Origin of the sequence: Chryseobacterium sp. SG20098 (assembly GCF_031844745.1) — a bacterium.
Taxonomy (GTDB): Bacteria; Bacteroidota; Bacteroidia; order Flavobacteriales; family Weeksellaceae; genus Chryseobacterium; species Chryseobacterium cucumeris.
Genome location: NZ_CP134622.1, coordinates 2,195,939 through 2,219,900 on the forward strand (window position 1 = coordinate 2,195,939; position 23,962 = coordinate 2,219,900).

The window sequence follows — 23,962 nt, forward strand, 5'->3', positions numbered from 1 at the left end:
GATGTCCCCTAACCTAAATTTAAAACTGAGAAGTTTTTTCATTAATTCTTCCATTCATTTAATATCGTAGCTGCCGGTGCTTTTATAATAGAACGAACCCAGATATCATTATTGGGAACGTTTGTTCCATATAGGAAATCTGCAACAAAGCTGTCTTCAGGAAGATGAAGTTCTACGGAAAGCCTTTTTGTACGGCTTGTTTCATCAACGGAGGTACGACTTGATACATTTAATCCATTATTAATCAACTCAATATTAATTTCACGCTGAGTTCTGTACCGGAAACTATCACTATACAATCCGAAATTTGAAGAAATATGAGTATAATCCGCAAATCTTTCGAAATCATATATCGGTTTTTTGTTTGTAGAAAGATCCTTTAAATATTCTTTCATTTTGATATAAAACCGATTGAGAAAAGCATGCTTATTATAATCTGTTCCAAAATACGCTTCATTCTCAGTACTAAATACTGATAATATGGTATTGGTTTCGTCCATCATGAGTTTTCCATATACTTTTGACAGGTCATTATATACTTTATCCCGGCAAACATAGGCCTGTGAAAGGCCATCCACCGTTTCCACTTTATATTCCGAGAGTAAAGCATCCCATATTTTATTTCCATCAGCATTGGTTTTTGCATTTCTGATATCTGAAACGTAGTCATGCAGATCATCAACATTAATGAAATCTGTAGAAATATAAACAGATTGTGGACCTTCCAGATATCCTCCTCCAATATCAGCATGATCTCCAGGAACAAATATTTCTTTCCAAACTGAAGACTGATTTTCCAATTTCTGATCCTGCATTGTTTTCGAATTCTCAAACAAACCTGTCAATGGAAAGAAAAACCTGCCCTCATTAACTGCACAGAAATGCAGAGCATTCTCTACCTGTGCAGAGATCTTCATGTTATAATTATTAAAAGGCTTAGACTCAATCGTATCAAAAAGCCCCCAAAATTTTATTCTGCAATTTCCTACCGCATAAAAAGTCAGAAGCTGATTACAGAAAGTTCTTGCTAGCATCCCTCCTCTCCCGAATCCATAGATATAGAAATGGTATTCCTTTGTCTCATCATGGATTATTTTCTGCACAAAATCTCCGGCTTTCTGAAGTTTATCATCAGACGAATATCCGCTTCCATAGGGTGGATTTGCACAGGTTGCCATGGCAAAATTATTATCTTCACTGCCTGTCGCGGTACCAATTCCTTCAATATATATTTTTTCATCTCCAACGAATAAACTGTATAATTTATAGATATTGCTGAAAGTACCATAATAGCTTTCATTATTATTCAGCGGTTTATCCGGTGAAAGAATATTTGCTCCATTATTTCCTGTACCGTCAAAGAAAATCCCGACGGAAATCACTCTGTTACCATTCATGTTTCTACTTTAATTTTTACTAAAGATCCTGTTTGTGTTTTTTTTCAACTACCATCCCTGAAAGAGACATTCCAAAATAACAGAAGAAAAATAAGGTTCGCTAGAGTGAAAAGTACCAAATAAAAAAATCCGTATTTCTACGGAATCAATTTAGATTTTTTCAAGGGAGTAAATATTGTTGACAATGGCATAGATTACTATACCCACAGTATTCTTGGCTCCGATTTTCTCCAGGATACGTTGTCTGTGACTTTCTACAGTTCTGGGGCTGATAAAGAGTTTTTCTCCGATTTCATTGTTGGTCAATTCCTGACAGATCAGTTTTACCACATCTTTTTCTCTTTCGGATAATTCATCTTCTGTTTCAAAAAGAGATTTTTTTTTGGCAGAGCTGTTCATATAAGTAAACAGCATCTGATGATCTTCGGCCGTAAAAAAGACACCATTTTTATCTACCATTGTGATGGCTTCAATAAAGGTTTTTTTATTCGAGTTTTTGGGAAGAAATGCTGATACTCCCAGCTTAACCATATATCCGAGAATAGAGGTTTTATAATGGGATGACAGGATAATAATTTTAAGATCCGGATATTTTTCTTTCAGGATTTCTACCAGTTCAAAACCATTCATAGGTTTCATCTGAACATCTACGAGAGCAATATCAGGAAATTCATCTTTTGAAAGTTTTCCGAGGTCTTCTATAAAATCGGGGCCATTATCTGCGGTAAGGCAAACCGATATATTTTTTTCATTGGACAGCAACATTTTTACCCCTTCAAGGATGAGCTGTTCATCATCAATCAGTGCTAGTTTGATTTGGGAACTCATGATATTTTGGAATTTTTATAATTAAACGACTTCCTTTATTTGAAAATGTTTTTTTCCATTTGTGTGTGGCGTTCATTGATTTGATACGGGATTCAATATTTTTGATTCCCATCCCTTTTTTCACTTCTTCATATTCAAATCCCTGTCCGTTATCAGAAATTACAACGGCCATATTTTCAGGATAATCTTTAATGTAAATCCAAATATCCGTTGCATCGGAATGCTTGATCACATTGGTGGTAAACTCCTGAATAATCCTGTACAGCTGTACTTCCACGAAAAGATCTTTCTTTTCATATCCAGACATTACCTGCAGGGAAATATTGATTTTATGGGAAAGGTTGGCTATTAATTCTTCAACATATAAAACCAGACCCACAGATTCCAGGTTTACAGGATATAATGAATGGGAAATACTTCTGGCAGCATCAATCAGGGAAGACATCTGACCGTAGATATTTTTTTTGATGAGCTCATCACCCTGAGTATCGAGGTTATTCAACCACAAAGAAAGAATATTGAGGCGGTTTCCGATATCATCATGAATCATCACAGCAATTCTTTTCCTTTCTTCTTCCTGGGCCTTGATGTTTTCCAGAACTAATTTTTTCTGATGAAGAACTTCCGCTTCATGCTGTACATTTTTTTCCTTAATAATTCTGGTAATAAAAGCTCTGTAAGCTAGCAGAATAAAGGATACGATAACTGTTATGGTAACAATTATCAGGATCAGCAGATTGATATTTAGTGTTACTTCTTTAATCTGAAAAAAGTATATAAAAATGAACAGTACAAAATACTCGAAAGAATATTATTGGCACTGAGAATAGTATAATAATCGTTTTCGGACAGATTGGCGATCTGGTGCTGAATGATAAAAATAAACACTGAGACAGAGTAATAGAAAAATATACTGGCATCTACCAAAAGAAAGCGGTTCTGTGTAGAGGTATTCTTAATCTCCCGAATCAGAGTAAATCCGGAAAGACAGATGATGATAATATTGGAAACCACTTTCGCTATATCAGCATTGGCAGGATAATCAAATCCGTATTTCGAGATCATAAAACCTGTTGCCAATACACCTACAATCCACAAAACATATCTTGGCCAGTCCAGCTTTCTGATAAATAAACCTGTAAGCAGGAAAAACTCTCCCGCAATGTATAAGGGATAAAGGAATGAGGTATCATTCAGTCTGAAGATATAAGGCAGCGCCAGATTCAGCAATTCAATAAAAAAAAGAAAAGCAATACAATGAAAATATTGCTTTTCTTTATGATTTAATATGCGGTATTTTGCTGCTCCCAGTAGTATAACGGACAGGAGCAGTGCATAATTCAGGAATAAAATTGCCTTATAAAGTTCAGCCATTCCTCAATAGATCGTTTTAAAATTCACTTCCTACATCTACATCAGGGATACGGCAAATAGGAGGACATGGTTTTGCCCAGTCGTAAGTATTGGAAATTGATTCTGCTCCCAATTCTGCATTTCTAAGGTTTTCACGGAAAGAGATAAAGATAAGCGTTACCAACATTTTTCCGTAAATATCATTGTATCTGATCCCAAAAGAACAGGTAATACCTGCCAATCCTTCATCTGAAAGACAAAGGTCTGCTGTAGGAACATAGAATTTTCTGAAAATTCCACTTCCCTGATTTTCTCTGGTCTCTTTATAAAACCAATCCATACCTTGATTTCTCCAACGTTCAATAGCATCTACAGCTTTGTCCTGTTCAAGAATGGGTGTATTGGAAACAGGCAATCCCATATTGGCATTTTTTTCCATGCTTTCAAGATCTTTGGATAGAACGGCGTTTCTAATAAGTGTATACTCCTGAATTTCCTGCAATCTCAGATCTTTTTCAAGTTCGGTAAGGAAACTATATGGATATTCTTTTACATCTATTTTTACCCCATCATTGTTCATAGGATAAAAGATAAGAATCAATCGGTCTCTGTAAATTCCTACTGCAGCACAGAAGTCTTTATAATCCTTAAACCCCTTCATCCATTCAAGGTGTTCTCTGGAAATATTAAAAACATAGTTGGTAGGTATAAGCTTTTGAATTTTGGAAAAGTCAGAAAGACATGCTTTCCACTGGTTTGACGCTGCTCTACATTCTTCTACAGGCAGCATATAGTCTACAATGTTTAATGTTGACATAAGCATAGTTTTTAGTCGTATAAAAATATACAAACTAAATATGCTATGCAAGAGGATTTTAATTAATAATTTTTCACAGTAATATGATAACAGCTCTGCTGCTTCTCTTTGATGTAATATATTCTACCAGCCTTCTCATAATGCTTTAAAACTTTCTCCAGAGCTATTTCCATTTTCGGATTGTATTTTAAAACGTTGTTGAATCTTATGTAAGAAATATCAAAAGAGTTGCCATAGTTGTGAGAACTAATTCCTAGTGAGGCGTTAGAATTCACTCTTCTCAGCCTGCACTGGTCTTCAAGGGTTCTGGTAATGGATGAAACCGTAAATGTACCTCCTTTTGTATCCTTACTGAACTTTGACCCTATTTTTTCCAGAGTAGTTTTTGCCTTGGATACCATATAAGCCCTGCTGTAATCAAGTCTCTGAACCTGATACCCTTTGCCGGATTTTTTTATTTTGTGGAATTTTCCGTTGTTGATATATTTCTGTACGGTTTTGGAATCTTTCAATAACTGCACTCCAAAACCCTTGGAAGCATCAAGATGAGATTTATAAAACGGTGTAGGTTCTACCTTTAATACAGTGGCAAGATCATAGCAGGGAAAAGCTTTTTTGGCTGCCTGCGAATAATGTAAACTATAAATAAAAGGTACAAAGACCACACAAAAAAACTTTCTCATTCACCTTCCTTTTAAATTACAAATGAAAGATAAAACATTTATGTTAGATCTTTCAAGACTGATGATAATACTCTCTCAATAAATCCCAAACAAACATTACACCAAATTACAGATTTTGCAATTTTTGTTCCCTCTTTTTTGAAATATTTTTTCAGTTTTAACTTTTTACTTTAAGATTTAAATTTTACATTTGAGATACATAAACAATAAACAACATGATAAAAAAACTTTTCGCTGAATTTTTCGGCACATTTTGGCTTGTTTTCGGAGGGTGTGGAAGCGCTGTTTTCGCAGCGGGTGTTCCAGACATCGGCATCGGACTTTTAGGCGTTGCTTTAGCCTTCGGTCTTACTGTTCTTACCATGGCTTACGCTGTAGGGCATATCTCAGGAGGGCATTTTAATCCGGCAGTTTCTTTCGGGCTTTTAGCAGGAGGAAGATTTCCTGCTAAAGACCTTATTCCTTACATTGTAGCCCAGTGTTTGGGAGCGATTGTAGCAGCAGGATGTCTGTACACAATCCTTAACGGTGCCGGAGCGGTAGAATTCTCAAAACCCGGAGATTTTGCCACAAACTTTTACGGTGAAGCCGTTTACAATGGAAAAGCTTTCAGTATGGGAGCAGCATTTCTTGCCGAGTTTCTATTAACCGCATTTTTCCTAATTGTAATCATGGGAGCTACAGATAAGTGGGCTAACGGTAAGTTTGCCGGTCTTGCCATCGGTCTTGCGCTTACGTTGATCCACCTGATCTCTATCCCGATTACCAATACCTCTGTAAACCCTGCGAGGTCCCTTTCTCAGGCAGTCTTTATGGGAGGAATTGCCATGTCACAGCTTTGGCTGTTCTGGGTAGCCCCTATTTTGGGAGGAGTTGTAGGCGGATTGATCTACAAGTTCTTACTTCAGAGAGATACTGCTGAAATTGCAGATTAATTTTAAAATAATATTTAATGATAAAATCCTGTCAGGCGGCAGGATTTTTTTATTTCTGATTTGAATAAATTGCTTTGAAATTCTTGTAAACGCAAAGTTTTTTTATAAGAGAAACTTTTTATTTAAAAGGGGACAAAGTGGTTACAAATACGTTGCTTATGAAGCTAATTGTAATGTTGGATTAGTAAGAATCAATGTCATTGATTTCACCTTTGCTTCCATAAAACTTAAAAATAGAGATTAAACTTTTCGTTAAACCCAACATTTTTTTATTTCAGCTTTTTGATTTCAAAAGGATTTTTAAAGATGAGCTCTTCATGTTTCCCTTTAATTTCCATTTTGCGCTGAAGAAGATTAAGCGCCATTTTCCTGATGAAAAGATCTTTGTCATTCAGTTTCCAGTAAGAATCTTCATGAAGCTTTTTAGGCTGGCGGATCAGATAGAATTCAGTTTCCCAGGTATCTGCATTATGATAGAATTCGATGATTCCACAATGTTCAGGGATAAGAGCTGCGTCTACCATTCCCATCGGGAGCAAAAAACTAAAGGAATTGCATACATAATCTCCACAGGAAATTTTATCATGTTTCAGAAATTTTTCCCCGGTATCTTTGTTGATATATGATTTTTTAAAATCATTTTTAAAATCACTCTTTGAAAGCTTGATCTCAATTTCATGACTTCCACCTTCCGAATCTATGATTAATATGTCCGCTTCCCAATCTGCCTGAAAATAATTCGTCAGTACAATTTCTTTTTCAAAATCGCAATGGGAATGGATGTAGGCATGTATGAGTTCTTCTATTTTGATCATTTTTTATGATGGTAAAAATTTTTAATAAAACGCAATGCCCGCAAAGTTTTTAATAGCCAAGTGTTTAAAGGCTCGCAAGGGCGTTTCACTCAGCAAAAGTCGCAAATTATTTTATGATACAAAAATTGACAAGCGAAGCGAATTGACCATTCACAATTGTTCTCTTATGTCCAAAATCATCAACTCACCAGCAGGCTGCATCCTCTGATATCTGAATGATCTATTCTTCCTAAGACCTGAAATTTATCACCCATTATTTTCCCTAAATCCTGTGTTGCAATAAATGAGCAGGAATGCGTATTGGCAAGATCAATGATATTAATAGCTCCTGTACGGCCTTCTTTTTCGTAAGCCAAAGGATCTTCTGCATTCCGAACCATGATTCTCATCCAGTTCGGACATTCGTATTCATTATTTCCAAGGGAATAAGCCTGTGAAAGTAACTCTGTCATGGAATATTCTGAATATATTCTGTCCGTTTTAAGTCCTTCCTGCAAGATTTTCAACAATTCATCCTTGGTCATTTCTTCTTTTCGCCCTTTCATACCGCCGGTTTCAATTACGATTAAATTTTCAGGGAAGTTCAGGGATTCATCGCTTTGCTCGGAATGACAGTAATCAAGAAAGTCTAATAGGGCAAAAGAAACCCCAAAAAGAATAACTTTTTTGCCCTGCAGTGTATTTAATAATTCAAAAAGCTCAGCATGATTATAAAGAAAATATCCGTTTTCCGGTTTTGCAGACTTCTTCATCAGATAGTCTACCATATAGATCAGTGATGAGTTTTGTCTCTCAAGATAGCTTGGAAGTAGCCCAAGAAAAATAAAATCTTCCGGTTTTCCGATAAATTGTTCAAAACTTTTATAAATGCTTTCTTCATAAAGCTCCGGATCTGCAATAAAATGTTTGGAAAGGTTCATCTGGGTGGTTCCCGAACTTTGAAAGTAAAGATCCGTATCCACATTTTTATCCAGAATCTGATGGTTTTTAAACATTTCAATAGGAAGAAACGGAATTTTCACCAGGCTATCTACCTCATCGGGGTTCACCTTCAGAAAATCAACGAATTTCCGGTATATTTCAACATTTTCATATTGATAACGAAATGTTTTCAATGATGCACTTAGAAAATGCTGTTCAGTCTTTATGTTGAATATATTTTTCAATTCCATAATTTTTAAATTCCTTAATCCCTTACTACAAGGCAATTACAGAGATAAAATATTGTTATTTAATAATTTTTTACTATATAAAACCTATTTTGGTAGACTTATTGCAATGTATTACTTGGAATATGGATTAAAAACAAGAGTGGGTCTTCCACCCGTTCGAAAGTTACCTCTTTTTAGGGGTAATTTTTTTTGCTTTATTTTTCAAAAGTCTTGAGTTCAAAATCCTTTTCAAAAACTCCGTAAGTGAAATAGGATATCCAGTCTCCAAGGTTGATATATTTTGCGTTTTGTTGCAGATCCAGTACCATTGGCAGGTGTCTGTGACCATAGATGAAATAATCAATCTTCTGAGTTTTCAGCTTTTCTTTGGAATAAATAATCAGAAACTCTTTATCTTCTCCCAAAAAAGCTTTGTCTTCTTCTCCGGAGATCATTTTATTTTTTTGTGAAAGGTATAATGCAATTTTCATCGCGATATCAGGGTGAAGCCATTTGAAAAACCATTGAGCCGCCGGATTGGTGAATAGTTTCTTCATTCTTTTATATCCTTTGTCACCAGGTCCCAAACCATCTCCATGAGCCAGCAGAAACTGCTTTCCTCCCATTTCAAAATATTGTTTCTGATAGAATACGGTACATCCGATTTCTTCTTCCAGATAATCTTTCATCCAGAGATCATGATTTCCTACAAAGAAATAAATATGAATTCCTCTGTCTTTCAATTCTGCAATTTTTCCAAGCACACGAACGTATCCTTTAGGAATAACATGCTTCCATTCATGCCAGAAATCAAAAAGATCTCCCATTAAAAACAAAACCTGAGCATCCTCTTTGATCTCATCCATCCAGCGTATAAACCTCTCCTCGCGCACCTTGCTTTCCTTGGGTGTAGGAGCACCAAAATGCTGATCCGAAGCGAAGTATACTTTTTTCCCAGGTTCTAAATTAATTGTTGTTTTTAACACTTTCTGAGTTTTGTGAAAAATTATTGATTATCTTCTGCAAACCATTCTCCATAAGAGTTTTCTGTCTCATGAAGTTTAAGATAAGCTAAAGAAATTCCTTCGGGAAGTCTTGATTTGATTTTAGCAGCAATAGCATACAGCATGTTTTCACAAGTCGGCTGGAAGCTGCAATAGATTACTTTATGGCCTTTCTGCTCAAGGTCATCTCCCAGTTCTTTGTGTGGAGACAGTGCATTGACAAGAACCGCATGGTCCCATACATCTACGATCTCAGATTTTACGATACTTTTGATATCTCCGAAATCTACCACCATTCCATTTTTAGGATTTTCAATATCATTAATCGGTTTTCCTTTCACTGTTACAAACAGTTTATAGGAATGTCCATGCATATTTTTACACTTCCCATCGTAGTTGTAAAGCACGTGAGCCGTCTCGAATGTAAAAATTTTTGTAATACGTATCATAATACAAAGATAGGATAAAACAGCTTAATACAGAAAAGACTGTTTCTATTACAGCGATTTTAAGATATTCTTTTTAATCAATTTTGAAAGTCAGATTATGATCCTGGGTCTCATCTACATTAGCAGCATTGTAAGGTACAGAAAGCCAGTTTTTTTTATTCATAACAAATTTAAACTGGTAAGTTTTCCCACTTTCGAAATGAGATTTTGGGAGTGTTAATTCAAAAGTATTGTTCCTTTTCAGATTCATATAATACACCTGATCATCAGGATTCCAGTTGTTAAAAGAACCTGTCACAGAAATACTTTTGATGTACTCTACACTTTTCCCTTCTGGAAATTGATAAGAAAAAATGATATTATCCTTTTCAGTCCGGTAGCCATAATTTTCTTTTTTAAGATTGGGATGAACAATAGGTTCAGACTTTGTATATTCTTCTGCCACCATATATGGGTTCAGCATTCGTTTATCCATCATGCCGGCAATCTGATTGATCATAGGATAAAAAACAGGAAATTCTTTATATCCGTTGTACATAACTATAATAGCTATATTCTGATCCGGAAAAATTCTGTAAGCACTCACATTTCCTCCTGAGAAATCATAGGATTTTATAGCATTAAAGATGTCCGTATCCCAACCATGAGTAAAGGTGATCTCTTTATTTTTGTATTCAAACGGTTTCCACATCAACGCTTGTGTGGCAGGTTTCAGAAAATCATTTTTACTCAAATGAATGCTCCATTGTAAAAATGCAGGCAATGCAATCGCTAAGCCATTCGCTGAATGCGCTCTTCTCCCTTCTACAAATGTGGATTTTTCGTATTGATGTGTATTTTTGTTGTAGTTATATTTTACAATTCTATTAGGGATTTTTTCAATGGAATTGGATGAAAACACTACCTTATTTTTGGAGTCTGAAAACTGATTCTTCAGGATATAATCTTCAAATTTCTCTCCTGTTATTTTTTCAATGATCATCGTAATCAGCATGTAGTTGGTCTGATTATATCTGTAATCACTTCCGGTTTCAAATTCCATTTTTTCTTTTGATAAGCGGTTAATAACTTCAGCGTTGGTAGCATCTGTTGCAATATCATTGAAATTAATCCAGTCCGGAAGTCCTGAAGAGTGGGAAAGAAGATTTTTTACCTTAACATTTTGCCATTCTGCCGGTATATTGTCAACATATTTTGAAATTTTATCTTCCACAGAAAGTTTTCCTTGCTCAACAAGCTGAAAAAGCCCAACATTTGACATCAGTTTTGTACTAGAATACACCCTGAACATGGAATTCTGATCTACTTTTTTATCGCTTTCCAAATTTTCTGTTCCATAATATTTCTGGAAAGTCACTTTATTATTCGTTACAATTCCTACGGCCATTCCCGGTATCTCGTTGATTTGAATAACTTTCTTTATATAGCTGTCTATCGCTTTCGATTGTTCTGCAGTCTGACCATAAGCTGTAACGAAAAAGCCTGAAAATAATATTGTTAAAATAGATGATTTCATGGAGATGTTTGTTTGATGTTTCCTTATTAAAAACAACTGCGGGCCTTTTTGTATTACATTTAGGAAAAAAATTATTTGTTATTTTCTGGTTTTAATTGATCGGTTTGAAAGCCTAATTCACTCAAATAATTAAGTCCGTTTTTTATTGTTATTAAATTAGTTCCTGACCATCCATCCTTTAATCCAAGAACAATAAGCTCTTTAATATATTTAGGCTCATTAAGATTAACTACCTCTTCAGTGTTTTTTATTTTATTAAATAACTTTACCCCTGACTTTAAAGGTTGTCCCATCACATAATCATTGACAGTCATAAATTTGATAATTAAAGGGGTTTGTTTTTGTCCGTTTAAAAAAACTTTTACAGTCAAAGTATTAGTTTTAGATTCGAAATAATATTGATCTGCAACTAAATACAAGTATTCTACAGCATTGACAGTTATTTTTCTTAACTTATTTTTCATTACCCTTTTTATCAAGCTATTCTAGCTATTATTTTATCTTTTTTTCAAATCTATTAATGACTTTATACTCTTTGTCTTTGATAACAATTTCATAATTCCCTTTATCCAGGATTAAAAAACGACTGTCATTGGACGTTTTGAGCTCAATAATATCAGCAGGAATTCCCTGTTTTTCAAACTCTCCTTTTCTGTATGCTAAAACCAAGGCCGGATATATCGAAACTTTAGAGGCTGGAATTTTATAAAACTTTCTGTTTTTGTTCAACATCCAATTGGGTCTGCCTTCAACATATTTTGTAACGGGATGAATGATTTTAATATCAGTATACAACTCTTTGTCTTCCCCATTATATATTCCATGATTCTGATCTTTTAAAACAACAGGGACAGTATTTTTCACAAGTCTTAAAAGAGGGTCATTAAATTTCAGGCTACTTTTTTCTGAAAACTGAGTCTGATCAATCGTAAAAGGATTGATCTCCGTAAGGTCTGAAAGTCGTCCTGCCATTGTTTTCTCCCAGGATTTATGAATACCTTCATAAGCATGCTGATAACCGCAGTAGATAAGATATTTGCCATCTTTATTTTTCTGCATAAAATCGAAGATATTTTTTGCTTCTCCAATTTCTCTTTCTTTGTTATTTCCTTCTGCTTCGTAGGGAAAAAGTTTAAATCCAATTTTCAAAGCATTGTAGATAAAATTTCCAAATTCCGGTTCTTTGGAATAATATCCGCTACTGAGAGCAGCAAATTTTGTAATATTTAAAGAATCACTCGCCAATGTTTCGAGGCCCAAATATCTGTAGCCTTTGTCATACAACCCTTGGAGTAAGGAAGAGGCAAATGCTCTGTGACTGGCATTATGATGAGCTTCATTAATGATGATAATCTGTTCACTGGCAGCTCTGTCTAAGATATAATCTTTTGCATTGACGGGGATTAATTTTGTGAATCTCAGACTATCTGCAGTACTCAACTTTTTTACACGTCCAAAAGTCTCATCCCAACTTTCCAATGCCGGTTTGTATTGTCCGCTTATTGAGTAGTATGTTGCTGCCATCTGGCTTCTCCAGGATTGACTTTGGGTAGAGTCTGCTACCTTTTTTTTGATATCATCTGTAAACCAGTAAGGATTTTCCTGACCATAGCCTATTATGCTTAACAAGAGTAAAGCCAGTGAATAAGAGAATTTCATGTGTATTTAGTTTTTGATTTAGGGTTATATAGCTAAAAAAACTTCTCCAGCCAGTCGTTTTCCAGACGTTTTATTTTTTTGGTTTCAGGATCGAACAGAATCCAAAGCGTACTTGAGTCTACCACAAGTTCTTCATTGCAATAGAACTCAACTTTTCTTGGCTGTTTGGCTCCTTCGGGAGTCAGAGGATAAGTTCTTACCGTAATGATATCATCCAGATAAACCTGTTTTTTATATCGGATATGATGATCCAGAAGCATCCAGGCATCGTTTACATATCCTGTTTGCTGTTTCAGAAGATCCCAGTGTTCCGCTGCTACTTCCTCCACCCAGTGCACATATTGTACGTTATTCACATGATTATTCTGATCAATATGATCTTCTGTTACCTTTATTTGTTTTTCGTACATTAAATTCATTCTGCTTAAAGTTTACTCAAATGTATCATTTTAAAATAAAATTTCTTCATTCAACCCAACACTTTTATACATAAAAAAACGGGATCATAAGTTCTGATCCCGGTATAATATTCAGTATATTGAATTTCTTATTTAGACTTTCCAGCAGGTTTTGCAGGCGTTGCTGTAGCTCCTAATTTGGTTTTTACCAGAGCTGTGATATCTTCACTTCCATCTGTGTAAACTAAATTATTAGATTCATGGAATGATGTATCGAAGATAAAATTCAATCCTCTTTCTTTAGCAACAGCAGAAATAACGCTCTTTACCTTTTGTTGTAAAGGAGTGTACAATTCACTTTGCTTAGCTGAAATATCTTTAGCAGCCTGTGCTCTTGAATCTTCTATTTTTTTACCTAAAGTCTGCAACTCTGTTTGTGCTGCCATCAGTTCTTTAGTCACAGCTTCTTTGTTGGCTTCACTAAGAGTCTTTTCTTTAGCCTGTGCTGCTTTCAATTTAGTCTGATAATCACCGATCATTTTTTCAATTTCAGCCTGCTTAGACTTAGTCAGATTATCAATAGTAGTTCCTATAGTGGTTACTTCAGATAAACTTGCAAAAATATCCTCTGTGTTTACACTTCCAACCTTCTGTTGAGCATTTGCAGCATTTGCAGTAAGCGTTAATCCTAATGTAATAAAAAGTACTTTAATTAAATTCATTTTTAATAATATTTTTTCCAGCCCCAAATATAATTCAAATTTCAATTACTTATCATGTCGCATTTATTTCTTTATTATTTTGAAATATACATATTGTAAAAACAGTTTCAAAGCCCTTTAAACAAAAGAAAAACCTTCCCACAAACGAGAAGGTTTAACATCAAAAAAATATGGAAAAACGACTAATGGAATTGTGCCGTTTCTGTAGAATCTTTCATCGCTACAGTAGCTGAAGAGCCGTTGGTCACAATATTCTGTACTTCATCAAAATATCCTGTTCCTACAAAAGACTGATGTTTCACTGCTCTGAATCCTTTGTGCTGTAATGCAAACTCACGCTCCTGAAGTTCTGAGTATCCTGCCATTCCTCTTTCTTTATAAGCTAATGCCAATTCAAACATAGCGGTGTTCAAGGCATGGAATCCTGCAAGGGTAATAAACTGAAATTTGTATCCCATTTTAGCCAACTCTTCACGGAAAGTAGACATTTCTTCCACACTCAGTTTTGCTGCCCAATTGAATGAAGGTGAACAGTTATAAGCCAGCATTTTTCCCGGGAATTTCGCATGAATTCCTTCTGCAAACCTTTTGGCTTGTTCCAGGTCGGGATTTGAAGTTTCCATCCAGATAAGATCTGCATAGGGAGCATAAGACAGTCCTCTGTCGATGCCTTGTTCTACTCCATTTCGTACCACGTAAAATCCTTCGGAAGTTCTTTCTCCTGTAACGAATTTCTTATCTCTGTCATCAATATCGGAGGTCAGTAAATCTGCTGCATCCGCATCTGTTCTTGCTATAATGAGACTCGGAACTCCAAGTACATCAGCAGCCAGACGTGCAGCAATCAGTTTATTGACTGCTTCCTGTGTAGGCACCAATACTTTTCCTCCTAAGTGTCCACATTTTTTGGCCGAAGAAAGCTGATCTTCAAAATGTACACCAGCTGCTCCTGCTTCAATCATCTGTTTCATCAGCTCAAAAGCATTCAGATTGCCTCCAAAACCAGCTTCGGCGTCGGCAATGATAGGCACAAGATATTCTTTATTTCCTGTTCCGCTTACCGACTGCACCTGATCTGCTCTCAATAAAGCATTATTAATTTTCTTTACCACTGAAGGTACTGAATTGGCTGGATACAATGACTGATCAGGATACATTTCCCCAGATAGATTGGCGTCTGCAGCCACCTGCCATCCTGAAAGGTATATTGCTTCCAGACCTGCATCTACTTCCTGCACTGCCTGATTACCCGTTAATGCACCAAGCCCTGCCACATAATCCTGAGTATTCAATTTATCCCAGAATTTTTTGGACATTTCTGTCGCAATAGTGTATTCAATGGTATAAGAACCGCGAAGTTTAAGAACTTCTTCTGCCGTATAAGGTCTTTTTACACCGTGCCAACGTGGATTTGTCAGCCAATCTTGCTCTATAGCCTGGATTTGTTCTTGTCTTGTTTTCATAATATTTGGATTTTGTTTGATTAAATTTAAGGGTTCGAGATACGGGATTCGGGGTACAAGGTTTCGAGATATGATTCTCAAACTTTCGGACACTCCTACTCTCTCACTCTCAAACTATATAAAAGGATATGCTTTAAGGGTTAGAAATTCTTCAAACTTTTCACAGAAAATCAATTCATTGAAAAGTTCTTTGGCAAGGTTGAATTTTCCGTTTTGGAAACGGATTTCTCCTACATACTTTTCAATATTGTCCATTTCCTCTTTTTCCCACTGTAATACCATACTTCGGGTTAATGTTCTATCGTCAATCAGGACCGCTTCGTTTTTCAGCCATTGCCAGATTTGTGTTCTTGAAATCTCAGCAGTAGCCGCATCTTCCATGAGATTATAAATGGCGGCTGCGCCAGTTCCCATCAGCCAGCTTTCCAGATAAAGAATTCCTACATTGATATTTTTTCGGACTCCTTTTTCGGTAATATCACCTTTAGGAATTTCCAGCAACTGGCTTTCTGTTATATGGTATTCGAATTTTTTATCGATCTGATTTTTGGAAGGCATATACTGGTCAAAAACTTCTTTTGCTACAGGTACCAAGGCCGGATGTGCAACCCAAGTTCCGTCATGACCATTTTTCACTTCTCTTTCTTTATCATTTTTTACTTTTTCAAAAGCAATACGATTAGCTTCATCATAGTCTTTTACAGGGATCTGGGCTGCCATTCCACCGATTGCATGGACATTTCGTTTATGACAGATTTCGATCACTCTTTTTGAATAGGCACTCATAAAAGGAGAGGTCATAGTCACCTGATCTCTGTCCGGAACTATAAATTCAGGAAGATTTCTGAATTTTTTAATGTAAGAGAAAATATAATCCCATCTTCCGCAATTCAATCCTGCGCTATGTTCTTTTAATTCAAATAAAATTTCATCAATCTGAAACGAAGCAGTAATCGTTTCTATTAAAACAGTCGCTTTAATGGTTCCCTCCGGAATTCCGAGATAGTTTTGGGCAAAAACAAAAACTTCATTCCACCATCGGGCTTCTTTATAGTGTTCTAATTTTGGAAGGTAAAAATAAGGGCCACTTCCGTTTTCCAAAAGTTGTTTTGCATTTCTGAAAAAATAAATTCCAAAATCAATCAGTGATCCGGAAGCTTTTTCTCCATTGATTTCAATATGTTTTTCAGGAAGGTGCAGGCCGCGTGGACGAACCTGTAAAACAGCCGTTTTTTCATTAAGGGTGTATGCCTTTCCTTTTTCGTTGACAAAATCAATAGTCCGGTTAATGGCATCAGAAAGATTAATCTGTCCTTGGATACAGTTCTCCCAAACCGGTGAACTGCTGTCTTCAAAATCAGCCATAAACGTAGAAGCACCGGAATTCAAGGCATTGATAATCATCTTGCGGTCAACGGGGCCGGTAATTTCTACTCTTCTATCCAGCATATCGTCAGGAAGCGGAGCACATACCCAATTTCCATTCCGGATGTCTGCTGTTTCTTTCAAGAACTCAGGAAGATTTCCTTTATCAAAATTTTGCTGAGTAATTTTTCTTTCTTCTAAAAGTTCAAGTCTTTTATGATTAAAGTTCTGATGAAGCGAAATCAGAAAATCTGCCAAATCAGGAGTAAATACTTCCTCAAACTGCTTCTGTGACTTTATTTCTAATTGAGTCTTTGTTTCCATAACTTATTGATTTTGTGATTTGATGTTACAAACATAAATAAAAATTTTCACAAACAGCGAACGTTCGCTAAATTTATTTAAAAAATTATTATGCGAATAATCGCATCTAATTATTTATATTTGAAGTAATGAATTCAGAAAGCGACTTTATCAAAACAGTTTTCGGGCTAAAACTGAAACAGCAGAGACAAAAGAAAAACTGGTCTCTGCAGGACCTTGCTGTAAAGACAGGATTATCAAAATCTTACCTCAACGAAATTGAGAATGGGAAAAAGTATCCCAAACACGATAAAATTATTCAGCTTTCTGAAGCACTCAGCTGCACTTTCGATGATCTTGTTTCTACCAAGCTGGATAAAAGTCTGGCCCCATTCAACGAAATTCTTCAGTCTGATTTCTTCAAAGAAGTCCCACTAGAGCTGTTTGGAATCAATAAGAACAACCTAATCAGTATTATTAGTGATGCTCCTAAAAAAGTAACGGCTTTTATCAATGCACTGATCGAAATTTCTCAGAATTACAATCTTGGTAAGGAAAGATTTTATTTTGCCGTCTTAAGGTCATTTCAGGAATTATATGATAACTATTTTCCGGAAATTGAAGAAAAGGTTGATCTGTTTACCCGGGAAAATCAGTTACAACCCGGAAAAGATCTAAAGTCTGACATTCTGGAGGCAATTCTTGCAGAAAAATTCAGTTACACCATTCAGTCTGAAGATTTTGAAAAATATGGAACTCTGGATAATCTCCGCTCTCTTTTCATTCCTGAGAAAAAACTTTTACTTCTGAATCAAAAACTGGAAAAGGATCAGAAAACATTCATTCTGGCTAAAGAAATCGGCTTCAATGTACTGGAATTAAAAAACCGTCCCAATACATATTCTTGGCTTGATTTCGGAAGCTTTGAAGAAATTCTGAATAACTTTTACGCGTCTTATTTCGCAGGTGCATTGCTCATTTCAAAAGAACCTGTCATTGAAAAAACCGCAGAATTTTTCCAGCAAAATACATGGGAACCTAAAAATTTTGAGAGTCTTATCAGCAGTTTCACCCACTCGCCTGAAACATTTTATTACCGGCTGACCAACATCCTCTCGGCTGAAATGGGAATTAAAGATCTGTTCTATCTATGTCTGGTAAAAAAGAAAAATTCGGATAAGATTCAGATTTTAAAGGAGCTTCATCTTAATCACCAGCAGGCTCCTCATGCCAATGCAATGAACGAGCATTACTGCAGAAGATGGATTGCGGTAAAAAACCTTGGTGATTTAAAAGAAAATGAAACCCTTACGGATGCTCAGGTTTCTCACTATAAGGATCAGGGAATAAGCTATCTTGTGATTTCTACTTCACAAAAAAATCCCTTCTCAGATGGAAGCAACAGAAGTTATTGCCTTGGGATTCTATTGAATTCTCAAACAATAAAGAAAATAGGGTTTATCAAATCTCCTTCTTTAAAAACCATCAATGTAGGAGTCACCTGCGAATCCTGCAGTATTGCAGATTGTGAAGTAAGACAGGCACCCCCTGTGAGACTGGAAAAGGAACATTTTAATATGAGTATGAAGAGCTCTGTGGAGAAGATCAGGAAGAGATTTGAGAATTAGTAAGTGAATAGTGAATCTTCAATACGCTTCGCTCGTGAATTTTATGTGGAGTGTGAGTTGTAAGTTGTAAGTTGTAAGTTGTAAGTAATGGACTTGGGTAAAATCCACAATAACTTATTTTCATCTTAAACGCAGAGATCACAAAGTTTTCTATTATAATTTTAGAATATTTTGCTCGCCAAGACGTTACACTCAGCAACAAAAAGGCTTTTCCCTTGCTAAATGAAATGCCCTTGAGAACAATACAAAATAACAAACTTTGTGAACATTAGCGTTAATAATAATTCAACATTGGCTTTGCAAAGCAAAATTTGACAATTATTTTCTATCTTAGTAAAAACACACTATGATATTAGATATATTGTTTCCCAACCGCTGCATCCACTGCAACACAATCATTGATCCAGAACTATTGGTTTGTGGCCTTTGTTTCAGCCAGATTCATTTTACCCATTACAATTATTTTGAAAATAATCCAGTCAAGGAAAAATGCAGTTTATTTTTTCCGGTTGAAAATGCGTTTTCTTTAATTCAGTTTGAAGAGGAAAGTTTAAGCCGGCAGATTATCCATGAACTGAAATACAGAAGCAGGGAAAGAATAGGAAAGATTCTTGCAGAGTGGATGATAGATCGTTTGGATTTTAGAGATGACCATCCTGATCTTTTAGTAACTGTACCACTCCATCCAAAGAAATTAAGAGAACGGGGATATAATCAGCTTCATTTATTCACAGAAACATTATCAGAATTTTATGATATTCCGTTTGATCATGAATTAATCAAAAGAAATCATTATTCCAAAGCTCAGGCTTTAAAAGACAAAAAACACAGGCTGAAGACCACTAATACATTTTCAGTCACCCAACCTGTTTCCGGAAAGCATATCCTCCTGATTGATGATGTTTTTACTACAGGAAATACTGTTTCATCGGTTGCGTGGGAGATTTTAAATGCTGGTGACAATAAAGTAAGTGTATTGGTGATGGCTGTGGATATTTGAGGCGGAAGACGAGGTGTGGAGATCATCTTCAAAAATATTATCAGGTAAAAACCAACTCAAACTCTCCCATTCTCAAGCACTCTTACTCTATATACCACCCATTTTCACCATTCAATTCTTTTTCCTAATTTTCCGGAAACTATACAACTATGCCAAATCTGCTTTTACTGCACGGAGCCTTAGGTCACAGCGACATTTTTAAACCTTATCTAAATACACTGTCCCAATATTTCACGGTACACACCCCTTTATTTTCAGGACACGGAGATCAGGAACTCCCTGCTGGTGGCATCAATATTGAAAAATATACTCAGGAATTATCTGAATATTGTAAGGTGAACAATTTGACTGAAGTATCAATTTTCGGACATAGTATGGGTGGTTATGTAGCGCTTTGTTATGCCATGGAAAACCCTGAAAATGTAAATTCTATAATAACATTGGGAACAAAGTTCGATTGGACTGAGGAACAGGCTTTAAAAGAAAGTAAAATGCTTAATCCTGATATTATTCTTGAAAAAATTCCTCAGTATGCTCAGCTTTTAGAATCACAACACGGAACAAAATGGAAACAACTTCTTCCGGCTATTGCTGATCTAATGGTTGATTTAGGTAAAAATCCTCCTTTGGAAAATAATTTTGCCACGATTACTACTCCAACTCAAATTATGGTGGGAGATACAGATAATATGGTCACTATTGAAGAGAGTATGAGAGTGTACAGAAGCCTTCCAAACGCAAAACTGGCCGTACTTCCGGACACAAAGCATCCTATGGATAAAGTACGACCTGATTTATTATTGAATTTAATAAAAGATTTCTGGAATCTTTCTTAAATTATCTCTGAAGTTTTTCTCCGTAGCTCAAGTCTCCGGCATCTCCTAATCCTGGAGTGATATATCCTTTTGAAGTCAAATGTTCATCAATGGCTCCTACCCAGATGTGCGCTTCAGGATAAGCATTCTGAACTGTTTCAACTCCTTGTTTTGAAGCAATGGCTGCTACGATGTGAAGCTGGGTTGGATTTCCGTTGGTAAGCAAATCCTTGATCGCTTCAATTAAAGAAGCTCCGGTTGCCAACATAGGATCTGCTACGATCAAAGGTCTGCCTTCGATACTAGGACAGGTAAGATAATCCTGTTTGATTGAGAAATAATCGTTAGCATCGTGTTTTCTGTATGCTGCTACAAAACCACAGTCTGCTCTGTCTAAATAGTTAAGAATTCCTTCGAATAATGGAACTCCTGCTCTTAAAATGGTTGTGATAACCGGCTGTACGGCAATTTCTCTGCTTTTTATTGTATCTAAAGGAGTTTGAATTTCAACTTCTCTATACTCCAGTCCTTTACTGATTTCAAAAGCGGCAATCTCCCCGATTCTTTCCATATTCCTTCTGAATCTCATTCGGTCGTGCTGGATCGTAACGTTTCTAAGTTCGTTAATCCATTCGTTGACCAGAGAAAAGTGTTGCGATAAAATAGTAAGCATGAAAATTTTTATTTTTAATTTCAGATATTAATTGCTGCAAAATTACAACTAAAAAACGAATTGAAAGATTGCACTTAAGGAGAAGTCCGTTCTGATGGTATAAAAAACTCCGGCAAGCTTCGCTTGCCGGAGTTTTCGTGAACATAAGTTCTTATTATTTTTGTCTGAAATAAACTTCAATCGGAACTCCAGTAAACCCGAATTGTTTTCTCAACTGGTTTTCAGTAAATCTCTTATACGGTTCTTTCACATATTGTGGAAGGTTACAGAAGAATACAAACTGTGGTGAAGGTGTAGGAAGCTGTACACAATATTTGATTTTAATGTATTTTCCTTTCAACGCTGGTGGTGGTGTCTGTTCGAAGATCGGAAGCATTACTTCATTCAGTTTTGAAGTCTTAATTTTCTTCTTACGGTCTTCATAAACCTCCATGGCTACTTCTACAGCTTTTAAGATTCTCTGCTTCGTCAAAGCTGAAACGAATAGGATTGGAATATCCTGGAACTGACCAATTTTATCTTTGATTGATTTTTCGAAATCACGCATCGTATTGGTCTGCTTGTCTTCGATCAAATCCCACTTATTCACAAGGATTACAATTCCTTTTCGGTTTTTCTGAGCTAAACCGAAGATATTCATATCCTGAGATTCCCAACCCTGTGTAGCATCCACCATGATGATCACAACGTCAGAATATTCAATAGAACGGATCGATCTCATTACAGAGTAGAATTCAAGATCTTCATTTACCTTAGACTTTCTTCGCATCCCCGCCGTATCTACCAATACAAACTCGTGTCCGAATTTGTTATATAAAGTCTGGATACTGTCTCTTGTAGTTCCTGCAATATCGGTTACAATATTTCTTTCAACATCCAATAAAGCATTGGTCATTGTAGATTTTCCTACGTTTGGACGACCTGCAATCGTGATTTTAGGTAATCCTTCAAATGGATCTTTATATTCTGTAGTAGGAAAATCTTTAACGATATCATCTAATAAATCTCCTGTTCCAGAACCTGTAGCAGAAGAAAGTGTATAATATTTATCAATTCCTAGCTGATAGAATTCTGTTGCAGGAAGTTCTTCCTTTGCAGAATCTACTTTATTGATAACGATATAAATTGGTTTGTTGGATCTTCTAAGAAGTCTGTAGATTTCGTGATCTGTATCGGTAAGCCCTTCTTCTACGTTCATCATAAAGATAATAGAAGTGGCTTCATCCACCGCTAATTGTACCTGTTTACGGATTTCCTCTTCGAAAATATCATCTGTACCTACATCATAACCTCCGGTATCAATTACGGTAAAGTCTACTCCGTTCCAGTCTGATTTTCCATAGTGACGGTCTCTGGTAACACCAGCTGTAGAATCTACAATAGCTTCTCTTCTTTCTAATAAACGGTTAAAAAGCGTGGATTTTCCTACGTTGGGACGTCCAACGATTGCGACAATATTTGACATAAAAAATGTTTAATAATCCTTTTACTTTGCTCAAGGATATGTTATTAATGGGTTACTCCAACTTTTGGAGCCCAATTTTTTGCAAAGATAGGGTTTTATTATTTAACAGATGGAAGCTGGGAAAAAGAGGCGAGATGTATTATCTATCTGATAAATTAACGTTAACCGTACTCTTCCAATTGAACAGATAATATCCACAAATCTCCTATTTACTAGGAGAAGCAGATTTTTTTTAAAATTTTTATTAAAAAATAATTATTTGGATATCAATAAGTAAAGCGTTTTGCATCCTTATTATGTTAATTAATCTTTAATTTAGATTTTCATATTTAAAATAATTTCTATAATTTCGCGGCATAGAAACAGACCCATGGTGTAGCGGTAACACTACTGATTTTGGTTCAGTCATCTGGGGTTCGAATCCCTGTGGGTCTACCACTTAATAAATGCAACTCGCTAATTTACAGCAAGTTGCATTTTGTTTTTGGTCACTTTTTGGCGTTTGGTCACCATTTTAGTCATACTTTTTGTAAAAAACGTTTGGAGTGAACCCAATTGAATCTATTTGAATCTGATTGTATTTTAAGCCTTGAAATAATGTCCGTTCGATTCAAAATAATCATACATAATGTTTTTTGCTGTCTCTTTCCAATCAATGCAAACAAAGCTAGGGAGATTAAACGGTATATCGTCTTCATACAGATATTCCACAAAATCAATATCCGAATTGAACCAACCGTAGTAAAAATTGTTCACATACTCATAGGCAGTTTGAAAATCCATATCTAAAAAGTTGTCCAGCAAAGCTTCATAAACTTCGGAATCATGCCCTGATTCATTTATTTGCTCGGCAATGTCGTAGATATCTTTGGATATATGACACTCACTAATCAATCCTAGTTTCTCAAACAGTTCGCAACCCTCATAATCTTGTAGCATGAATTCTGGGTCGGATTCATCACTGTGAAACTCCCGCATTGCTTCCAGTAGCTCGTCATAGTCTGAATAATCTCCGAGGTTAAACCATTTGCCATACAGGTTTCCGTTGTTGTACTTGGCGTACGTTGAAACATAGATACTTGCTGTATCCAGACAATTTTGTAAATTTGCCATGTCAGTAATTTTAGTTACGTTAAAATTTATTGATACGCCTAGTAGTACGCCAATACTGCTAGGCATTTTTTTGTTATATATCAAACCTTATCTCCGTAGACACAAGGCTGTTTTTAGTAGTAAAGTACAGAGTAAAGATACGTAAAAAATATGATAAACACAAGTGTTTCAGGTACTTTTTAACAAAAAAATCAATACTTCCGAGGTTAGTTAAAAACTTTTTAACCACTCCGAGCACAGAACCACACAAACAACTGTCAGAAAAGCTAAATACTTTGGCAGGGGGCAGGCAAAAAAAGCTCTCGACCCGTACGGGGTAAGCTAATAGTAGGTCGTGTCCCGATACCTATATAAAAATTTTGAACTTAGATATAGGGGGTACATTTTTAAATTAAAATTTGACGGGTGGC

The 23,962-nt window shown here is 35.8% G+C and carries 24 protein-coding genes and 1 tRNA gene; 5 read left to right on the forward strand and 20 right to left on the reverse strand.

The window, feature by feature from the left end:
* Window positions 1-41 precede the first annotated feature (41 nt).
* From RHP76_RS10070 to RHP76_RS10095, 6 genes are all read right to left on the reverse strand, one after another.
* Window positions 42-1,397: a T6SS phospholipase effector Tle1-like catalytic domain-containing protein gene (locus RHP76_RS10070; RefSeq protein ID WP_311230089.1), complete on the reverse strand. Its 1,356-nt coding sequence runs from the start codon at window positions 1,395-1,397 to the stop codon at window positions 42-44.
* A gap of 150 nt (window positions 1,398-1,547) precedes the next feature.
* Complete coding sequence (locus RHP76_RS10075) at window positions 1,548-2,225, reverse strand: response regulator transcription factor (protein WP_062676134.1); 678 nt, start codon at window positions 2,223-2,225, stop codon at window positions 1,548-1,550.
* Entirely contained in the window at window positions 2,194-2,775 is a 582-nt protein-coding gene (locus RHP76_RS10080; protein ID WP_228436768.1) for a sensor histidine kinase, read from the reverse strand. Before RHP76_RS10080 ends, RHP76_RS10075 begins: the two co-directional genes overlap by 32 nt.
* A gap of 200 nt (window positions 2,776-2,975) precedes the next feature.
* Window positions 2,976-3,599 carry a hypothetical protein gene (locus RHP76_RS10085; protein WP_062676136.1) on the reverse strand — a complete coding sequence of 208 codons (624 nt, stop codon included), beginning with the start codon at window positions 3,597-3,599 and terminating at the stop codon, window positions 2,976-2,978.
* 16 nt (window positions 3,600-3,615) lie between these two features.
* Window positions 3,616-4,395, reverse strand: coding sequence for a hypothetical protein (locus RHP76_RS10090; protein WP_228411949.1), 780 nt, complete (start codon window positions 4,393-4,395; stop codon window positions 3,616-3,618).
* 62 nt (window positions 4,396-4,457) lie between these two features.
* Window positions 4,458-5,078 carry a DUF5715 family protein gene (locus RHP76_RS10095; RefSeq protein WP_311230090.1) on the reverse strand — a complete coding sequence of 207 codons (621 nt, stop codon included), beginning with the start codon at window positions 5,076-5,078 and terminating at the stop codon, window positions 4,458-4,460.
* A 218-nt stretch (window positions 5,079-5,296) separates the two neighbouring features.
* On the opposite strand from RHP76_RS10095, the gene aqpZ reads away from it, so the two are divergent.
* Entirely contained in the window at window positions 5,297-6,013 is a 717-nt protein-coding gene (gene aqpZ / locus RHP76_RS10100) for an aquaporin Z (RefSeq protein WP_034696881.1), read from the forward strand.
* A gap of 269 nt (window positions 6,014-6,282) precedes the next feature.
* Here aqpZ and RHP76_RS10105 read toward each other — a convergent pair whose 3' ends face one another.
* From RHP76_RS10105 to aceB, 11 genes are all read right to left on the reverse strand, one after another.
* Window positions 6,283-6,828, reverse strand: a complete 546-nt coding sequence (locus tag RHP76_RS10105) for a hypothetical protein (RefSeq protein WP_120232130.1) — start codon at window positions 6,826-6,828, stop codon at window positions 6,283-6,285.
* Window positions 6,829-7,007: 179 nt separating this feature from the next.
* Complete coding sequence (locus RHP76_RS10110) at window positions 7,008-8,000, reverse strand: LuxE/PaaK family acyltransferase (protein ID WP_183037409.1); 993 nt, start codon at window positions 7,998-8,000, stop codon at window positions 7,008-7,010.
* Window positions 8,001-8,194: 194 nt separating this feature from the next.
* The gene (locus tag RHP76_RS10115; protein ID WP_062676140.1) at window positions 8,195-8,965 is read right to left on the reverse strand and encodes a UDP-2,3-diacylglucosamine diphosphatase; all 771 of its coding nucleotides are present in this window, start codon (window positions 8,963-8,965) and stop codon (window positions 8,195-8,197) included.
* Between the two features lie 20 nt (window positions 8,966-8,985).
* A complete protein-coding gene (locus tag RHP76_RS10120; protein WP_047097353.1) occupies window positions 8,986-9,432 on the reverse strand; it encodes a 6-pyruvoyl trahydropterin synthase family protein in 447 nt (148 codons plus the stop codon).
* Between the two features lie 73 nt (window positions 9,433-9,505).
* Window positions 9,506-10,948 (reverse strand): serine hydrolase, encoded by a 1,443-nt coding sequence (locus RHP76_RS10125; protein ID WP_311230091.1) that lies wholly within the window; start codon window positions 10,946-10,948, stop codon window positions 9,506-9,508.
* 71 nt (window positions 10,949-11,019) lie between these two features.
* Window positions 11,020-11,412, reverse strand: coding sequence for a hypothetical protein (locus RHP76_RS10130; protein WP_277695456.1), 393 nt, complete (start codon window positions 11,410-11,412; stop codon window positions 11,020-11,022).
* Between the two features lie 28 nt (window positions 11,413-11,440).
* Complete coding sequence (locus RHP76_RS10135; protein ID WP_311230092.1) at window positions 11,441-12,607, reverse strand: hypothetical protein; 1,167 nt, start codon at window positions 12,605-12,607, stop codon at window positions 11,441-11,443.
* Between the two features lie 32 nt (window positions 12,608-12,639).
* The gene (locus RHP76_RS10140; RefSeq protein WP_311230093.1) at window positions 12,640-13,026 is read right to left on the reverse strand and encodes an acyl-CoA thioesterase; all 387 of its coding nucleotides are present in this window, start codon (window positions 13,024-13,026) and stop codon (window positions 12,640-12,642) included.
* 128 nt (window positions 13,027-13,154) lie between these two features.
* Window positions 13,155-13,727, reverse strand: coding sequence for an OmpH/Skp family outer membrane protein (locus RHP76_RS10145; protein ID WP_120232135.1), 573 nt, complete (start codon window positions 13,725-13,727; stop codon window positions 13,155-13,157).
* A 182-nt stretch (window positions 13,728-13,909) separates the two neighbouring features.
* The gene (aceA, locus tag RHP76_RS10150; RefSeq protein ID WP_311230094.1) at window positions 13,910-15,190 is read right to left on the reverse strand and encodes an isocitrate lyase; all 1,281 of its coding nucleotides are present in this window, start codon (window positions 15,188-15,190) and stop codon (window positions 13,910-13,912) included.
* Between the two features lie 114 nt (window positions 15,191-15,304).
* Window positions 15,305-16,879 carry a malate synthase A gene (gene aceB / locus RHP76_RS10155; protein WP_311230095.1) on the reverse strand — a complete coding sequence of 525 codons (1,575 nt, stop codon included), beginning with the start codon at window positions 16,877-16,879 and terminating at the stop codon, window positions 15,305-15,307.
* Between the two features lie 128 nt (window positions 16,880-17,007).
* Between aceB and RHP76_RS10160 the strand changes: the two genes are divergently transcribed.
* The 3 genes from RHP76_RS10160 (at window position 17,008) to RHP76_RS10170 (ending at window position 20,322) form a co-directional block, all read left to right on the forward strand.
* Entirely contained in the window at window positions 17,008-18,486 is a 1,479-nt protein-coding gene (locus tag RHP76_RS10160) for a helix-turn-helix domain-containing protein (protein ID WP_062676148.1), read from the forward strand.
* Between the two features lie 346 nt (window positions 18,487-18,832).
* Window positions 18,833-19,486, forward strand: coding sequence for a ComF family protein (locus RHP76_RS10165; protein ID WP_311230096.1), 654 nt, complete (start codon window positions 18,833-18,835; stop codon window positions 19,484-19,486).
* Between the two features lie 149 nt (window positions 19,487-19,635).
* Window positions 19,636-20,322 carry an alpha/beta fold hydrolase gene (locus RHP76_RS10170; protein ID WP_311230097.1) on the forward strand — a complete coding sequence of 229 codons (687 nt, stop codon included), beginning with the start codon at window positions 19,636-19,638 and terminating at the stop codon, window positions 20,320-20,322.
* Window position 20,323: 1 nt separating this feature from the next.
* Here the strand turns inward: RHP76_RS10170 and upp are convergent, their stop codons facing one another.
* On the reverse strand, window positions 20,324-20,974 hold the full coding sequence (upp, locus tag RHP76_RS10175; RefSeq protein WP_062676151.1) for a uracil phosphoribosyltransferase: 651 nt from the start codon (window positions 20,972-20,974) through the stop codon (window positions 20,324-20,326).
* Between the two features lie 154 nt (window positions 20,975-21,128).
* Window positions 21,129-22,439, reverse strand: coding sequence for a ribosome biogenesis GTPase Der (gene der / locus RHP76_RS10180; RefSeq protein WP_062676152.1), 1,311 nt, complete (start codon window positions 22,437-22,439; stop codon window positions 21,129-21,131).
* 364 nt (window positions 22,440-22,803) lie between these two features.
* Here der and RHP76_RS10185 point away from each other — a divergent pair.
* Window positions 22,804-22,877, forward strand: a tRNA-Gln gene (locus RHP76_RS10185).
* A 144-nt stretch (window positions 22,878-23,021) separates the two neighbouring features.
* On the opposite strand, the gene RHP76_RS10190 is transcribed toward RHP76_RS10185, so the two are convergent.
* Window positions 23,022-23,552 carry an antirestriction protein ArdA gene (locus RHP76_RS10190; RefSeq protein WP_311230098.1) on the reverse strand — a complete coding sequence of 177 codons (531 nt, stop codon included), beginning with the start codon at window positions 23,550-23,552 and terminating at the stop codon, window positions 23,022-23,024.
* Window positions 23,553-23,962: the final 410 nt, after the last annotated feature.

Excerpts from the sequence above, each read along its gene's own strand:
- RHP76_RS10070 (WP_311230089.1), bottom strand. The coding sequence starts at position 1,397 with ATGAATGGTAACAGAGTGATTTCCGTCGGGATTTTCTTTGACGGTACA.
- RHP76_RS10075 (WP_062676134.1), bottom strand. The coding sequence starts at position 2,225 with ATGAGTTCCCAAATCAAACTAGCACTGATTGATGATGAACAGCTCATC.
- RHP76_RS10080 (WP_228436768.1), bottom strand. The coding sequence starts at position 2,775 with ATGATTCATGATGATATCGGAAACCGCCTCAATATTCTTTCTTTGTGG.
- RHP76_RS10085 (WP_062676136.1), bottom strand. The coding sequence starts at position 3,599 with ATGGCTGAACTTTATAAGGCAATTTTATTCCTGAATTATGCACTGCTC.
- RHP76_RS10090 (WP_228411949.1), bottom strand. The coding sequence starts at position 4,395 with ATGTCAACATTAAACATTGTAGACTATATGCTGCCTGTAGAAGAATGT.
- RHP76_RS10095 (WP_311230090.1), bottom strand. The coding sequence starts at position 5,078 with ATGAGAAAGTTTTTTTGTGTGGTCTTTGTACCTTTTATTTATAGTTTA.
- RHP76_RS10105 (WP_120232130.1), bottom strand. The coding sequence starts at position 6,828 with ATGATCAAAATAGAAGAACTCATACATGCCTACATCCATTCCCATTGC.
- RHP76_RS10110 (WP_183037409.1), bottom strand. The coding sequence starts at position 8,000 with ATGGAATTGAAAAATATATTCAACATAAAGACTGAACAGCATTTTCTA.
- RHP76_RS10120 (WP_047097353.1), bottom strand. The coding sequence starts at position 9,432 with ATGATACGTATTACAAAAATTTTTACATTCGAGACGGCTCACGTGCTT.
- RHP76_RS10125 (WP_311230091.1), bottom strand. The coding sequence starts at position 10,948 with ATGAAATCATCTATTTTAACAATATTATTTTCAGGCTTTTTCGTTACA.
- RHP76_RS10130 (WP_277695456.1), bottom strand. The coding sequence starts at position 11,412 with ATGAAAAATAAGTTAAGAAAAATAACTGTCAATGCTGTAGAATACTTG.
- RHP76_RS10135 (WP_311230092.1), bottom strand. The coding sequence starts at position 12,607 with ATGAAATTCTCTTATTCACTGGCTTTACTCTTGTTAAGCATAATAGGC.
- RHP76_RS10140 (WP_311230093.1), bottom strand. The coding sequence starts at position 13,026 with ATGAATTTAATGTACGAAAAACAAATAAAGGTAACAGAAGATCATATT.
- RHP76_RS10145 (WP_120232135.1), bottom strand. The coding sequence starts at position 13,727 with ATGAATTTAATTAAAGTACTTTTTATTACATTAGGATTAACGCTTACT.
- aceA (WP_311230094.1), bottom strand. The coding sequence starts at position 15,190 with ATGAAAACAAGACAAGAACAAATCCAGGCTATAGAGCAAGATTGGCTG.
- aceB (WP_311230095.1), bottom strand. The coding sequence starts at position 16,879 with ATGGAAACAAAGACTCAATTAGAAATAAAGTCACAGAAGCAGTTTGAG.
- RHP76_RS10160 (WP_062676148.1), top strand. The coding sequence starts at position 17,008 with ATGAATTCAGAAAGCGACTTTATCAAAACAGTTTTCGGGCTAAAACTG.
- RHP76_RS10165 (WP_311230096.1), top strand. The coding sequence starts at position 18,833 with ATGATATTAGATATATTGTTTCCCAACCGCTGCATCCACTGCAACACA.
- RHP76_RS10170 (WP_311230097.1), top strand. The coding sequence starts at position 19,636 with ATGCCAAATCTGCTTTTACTGCACGGAGCCTTAGGTCACAGCGACATT.
- upp (WP_062676151.1), bottom strand. The coding sequence starts at position 20,974 with ATGCTTACTATTTTATCGCAACACTTTTCTCTGGTCAACGAATGGATT.
- der (WP_062676152.1), bottom strand. The coding sequence starts at position 22,439 with ATGTCAAATATTGTCGCAATCGTTGGACGTCCCAACGTAGGAAAATCC.
- RHP76_RS10190 (WP_311230098.1), bottom strand. The coding sequence starts at position 23,552 with ATGGCAAATTTACAAAATTGTCTGGATACAGCAAGTATCTATGTTTCA.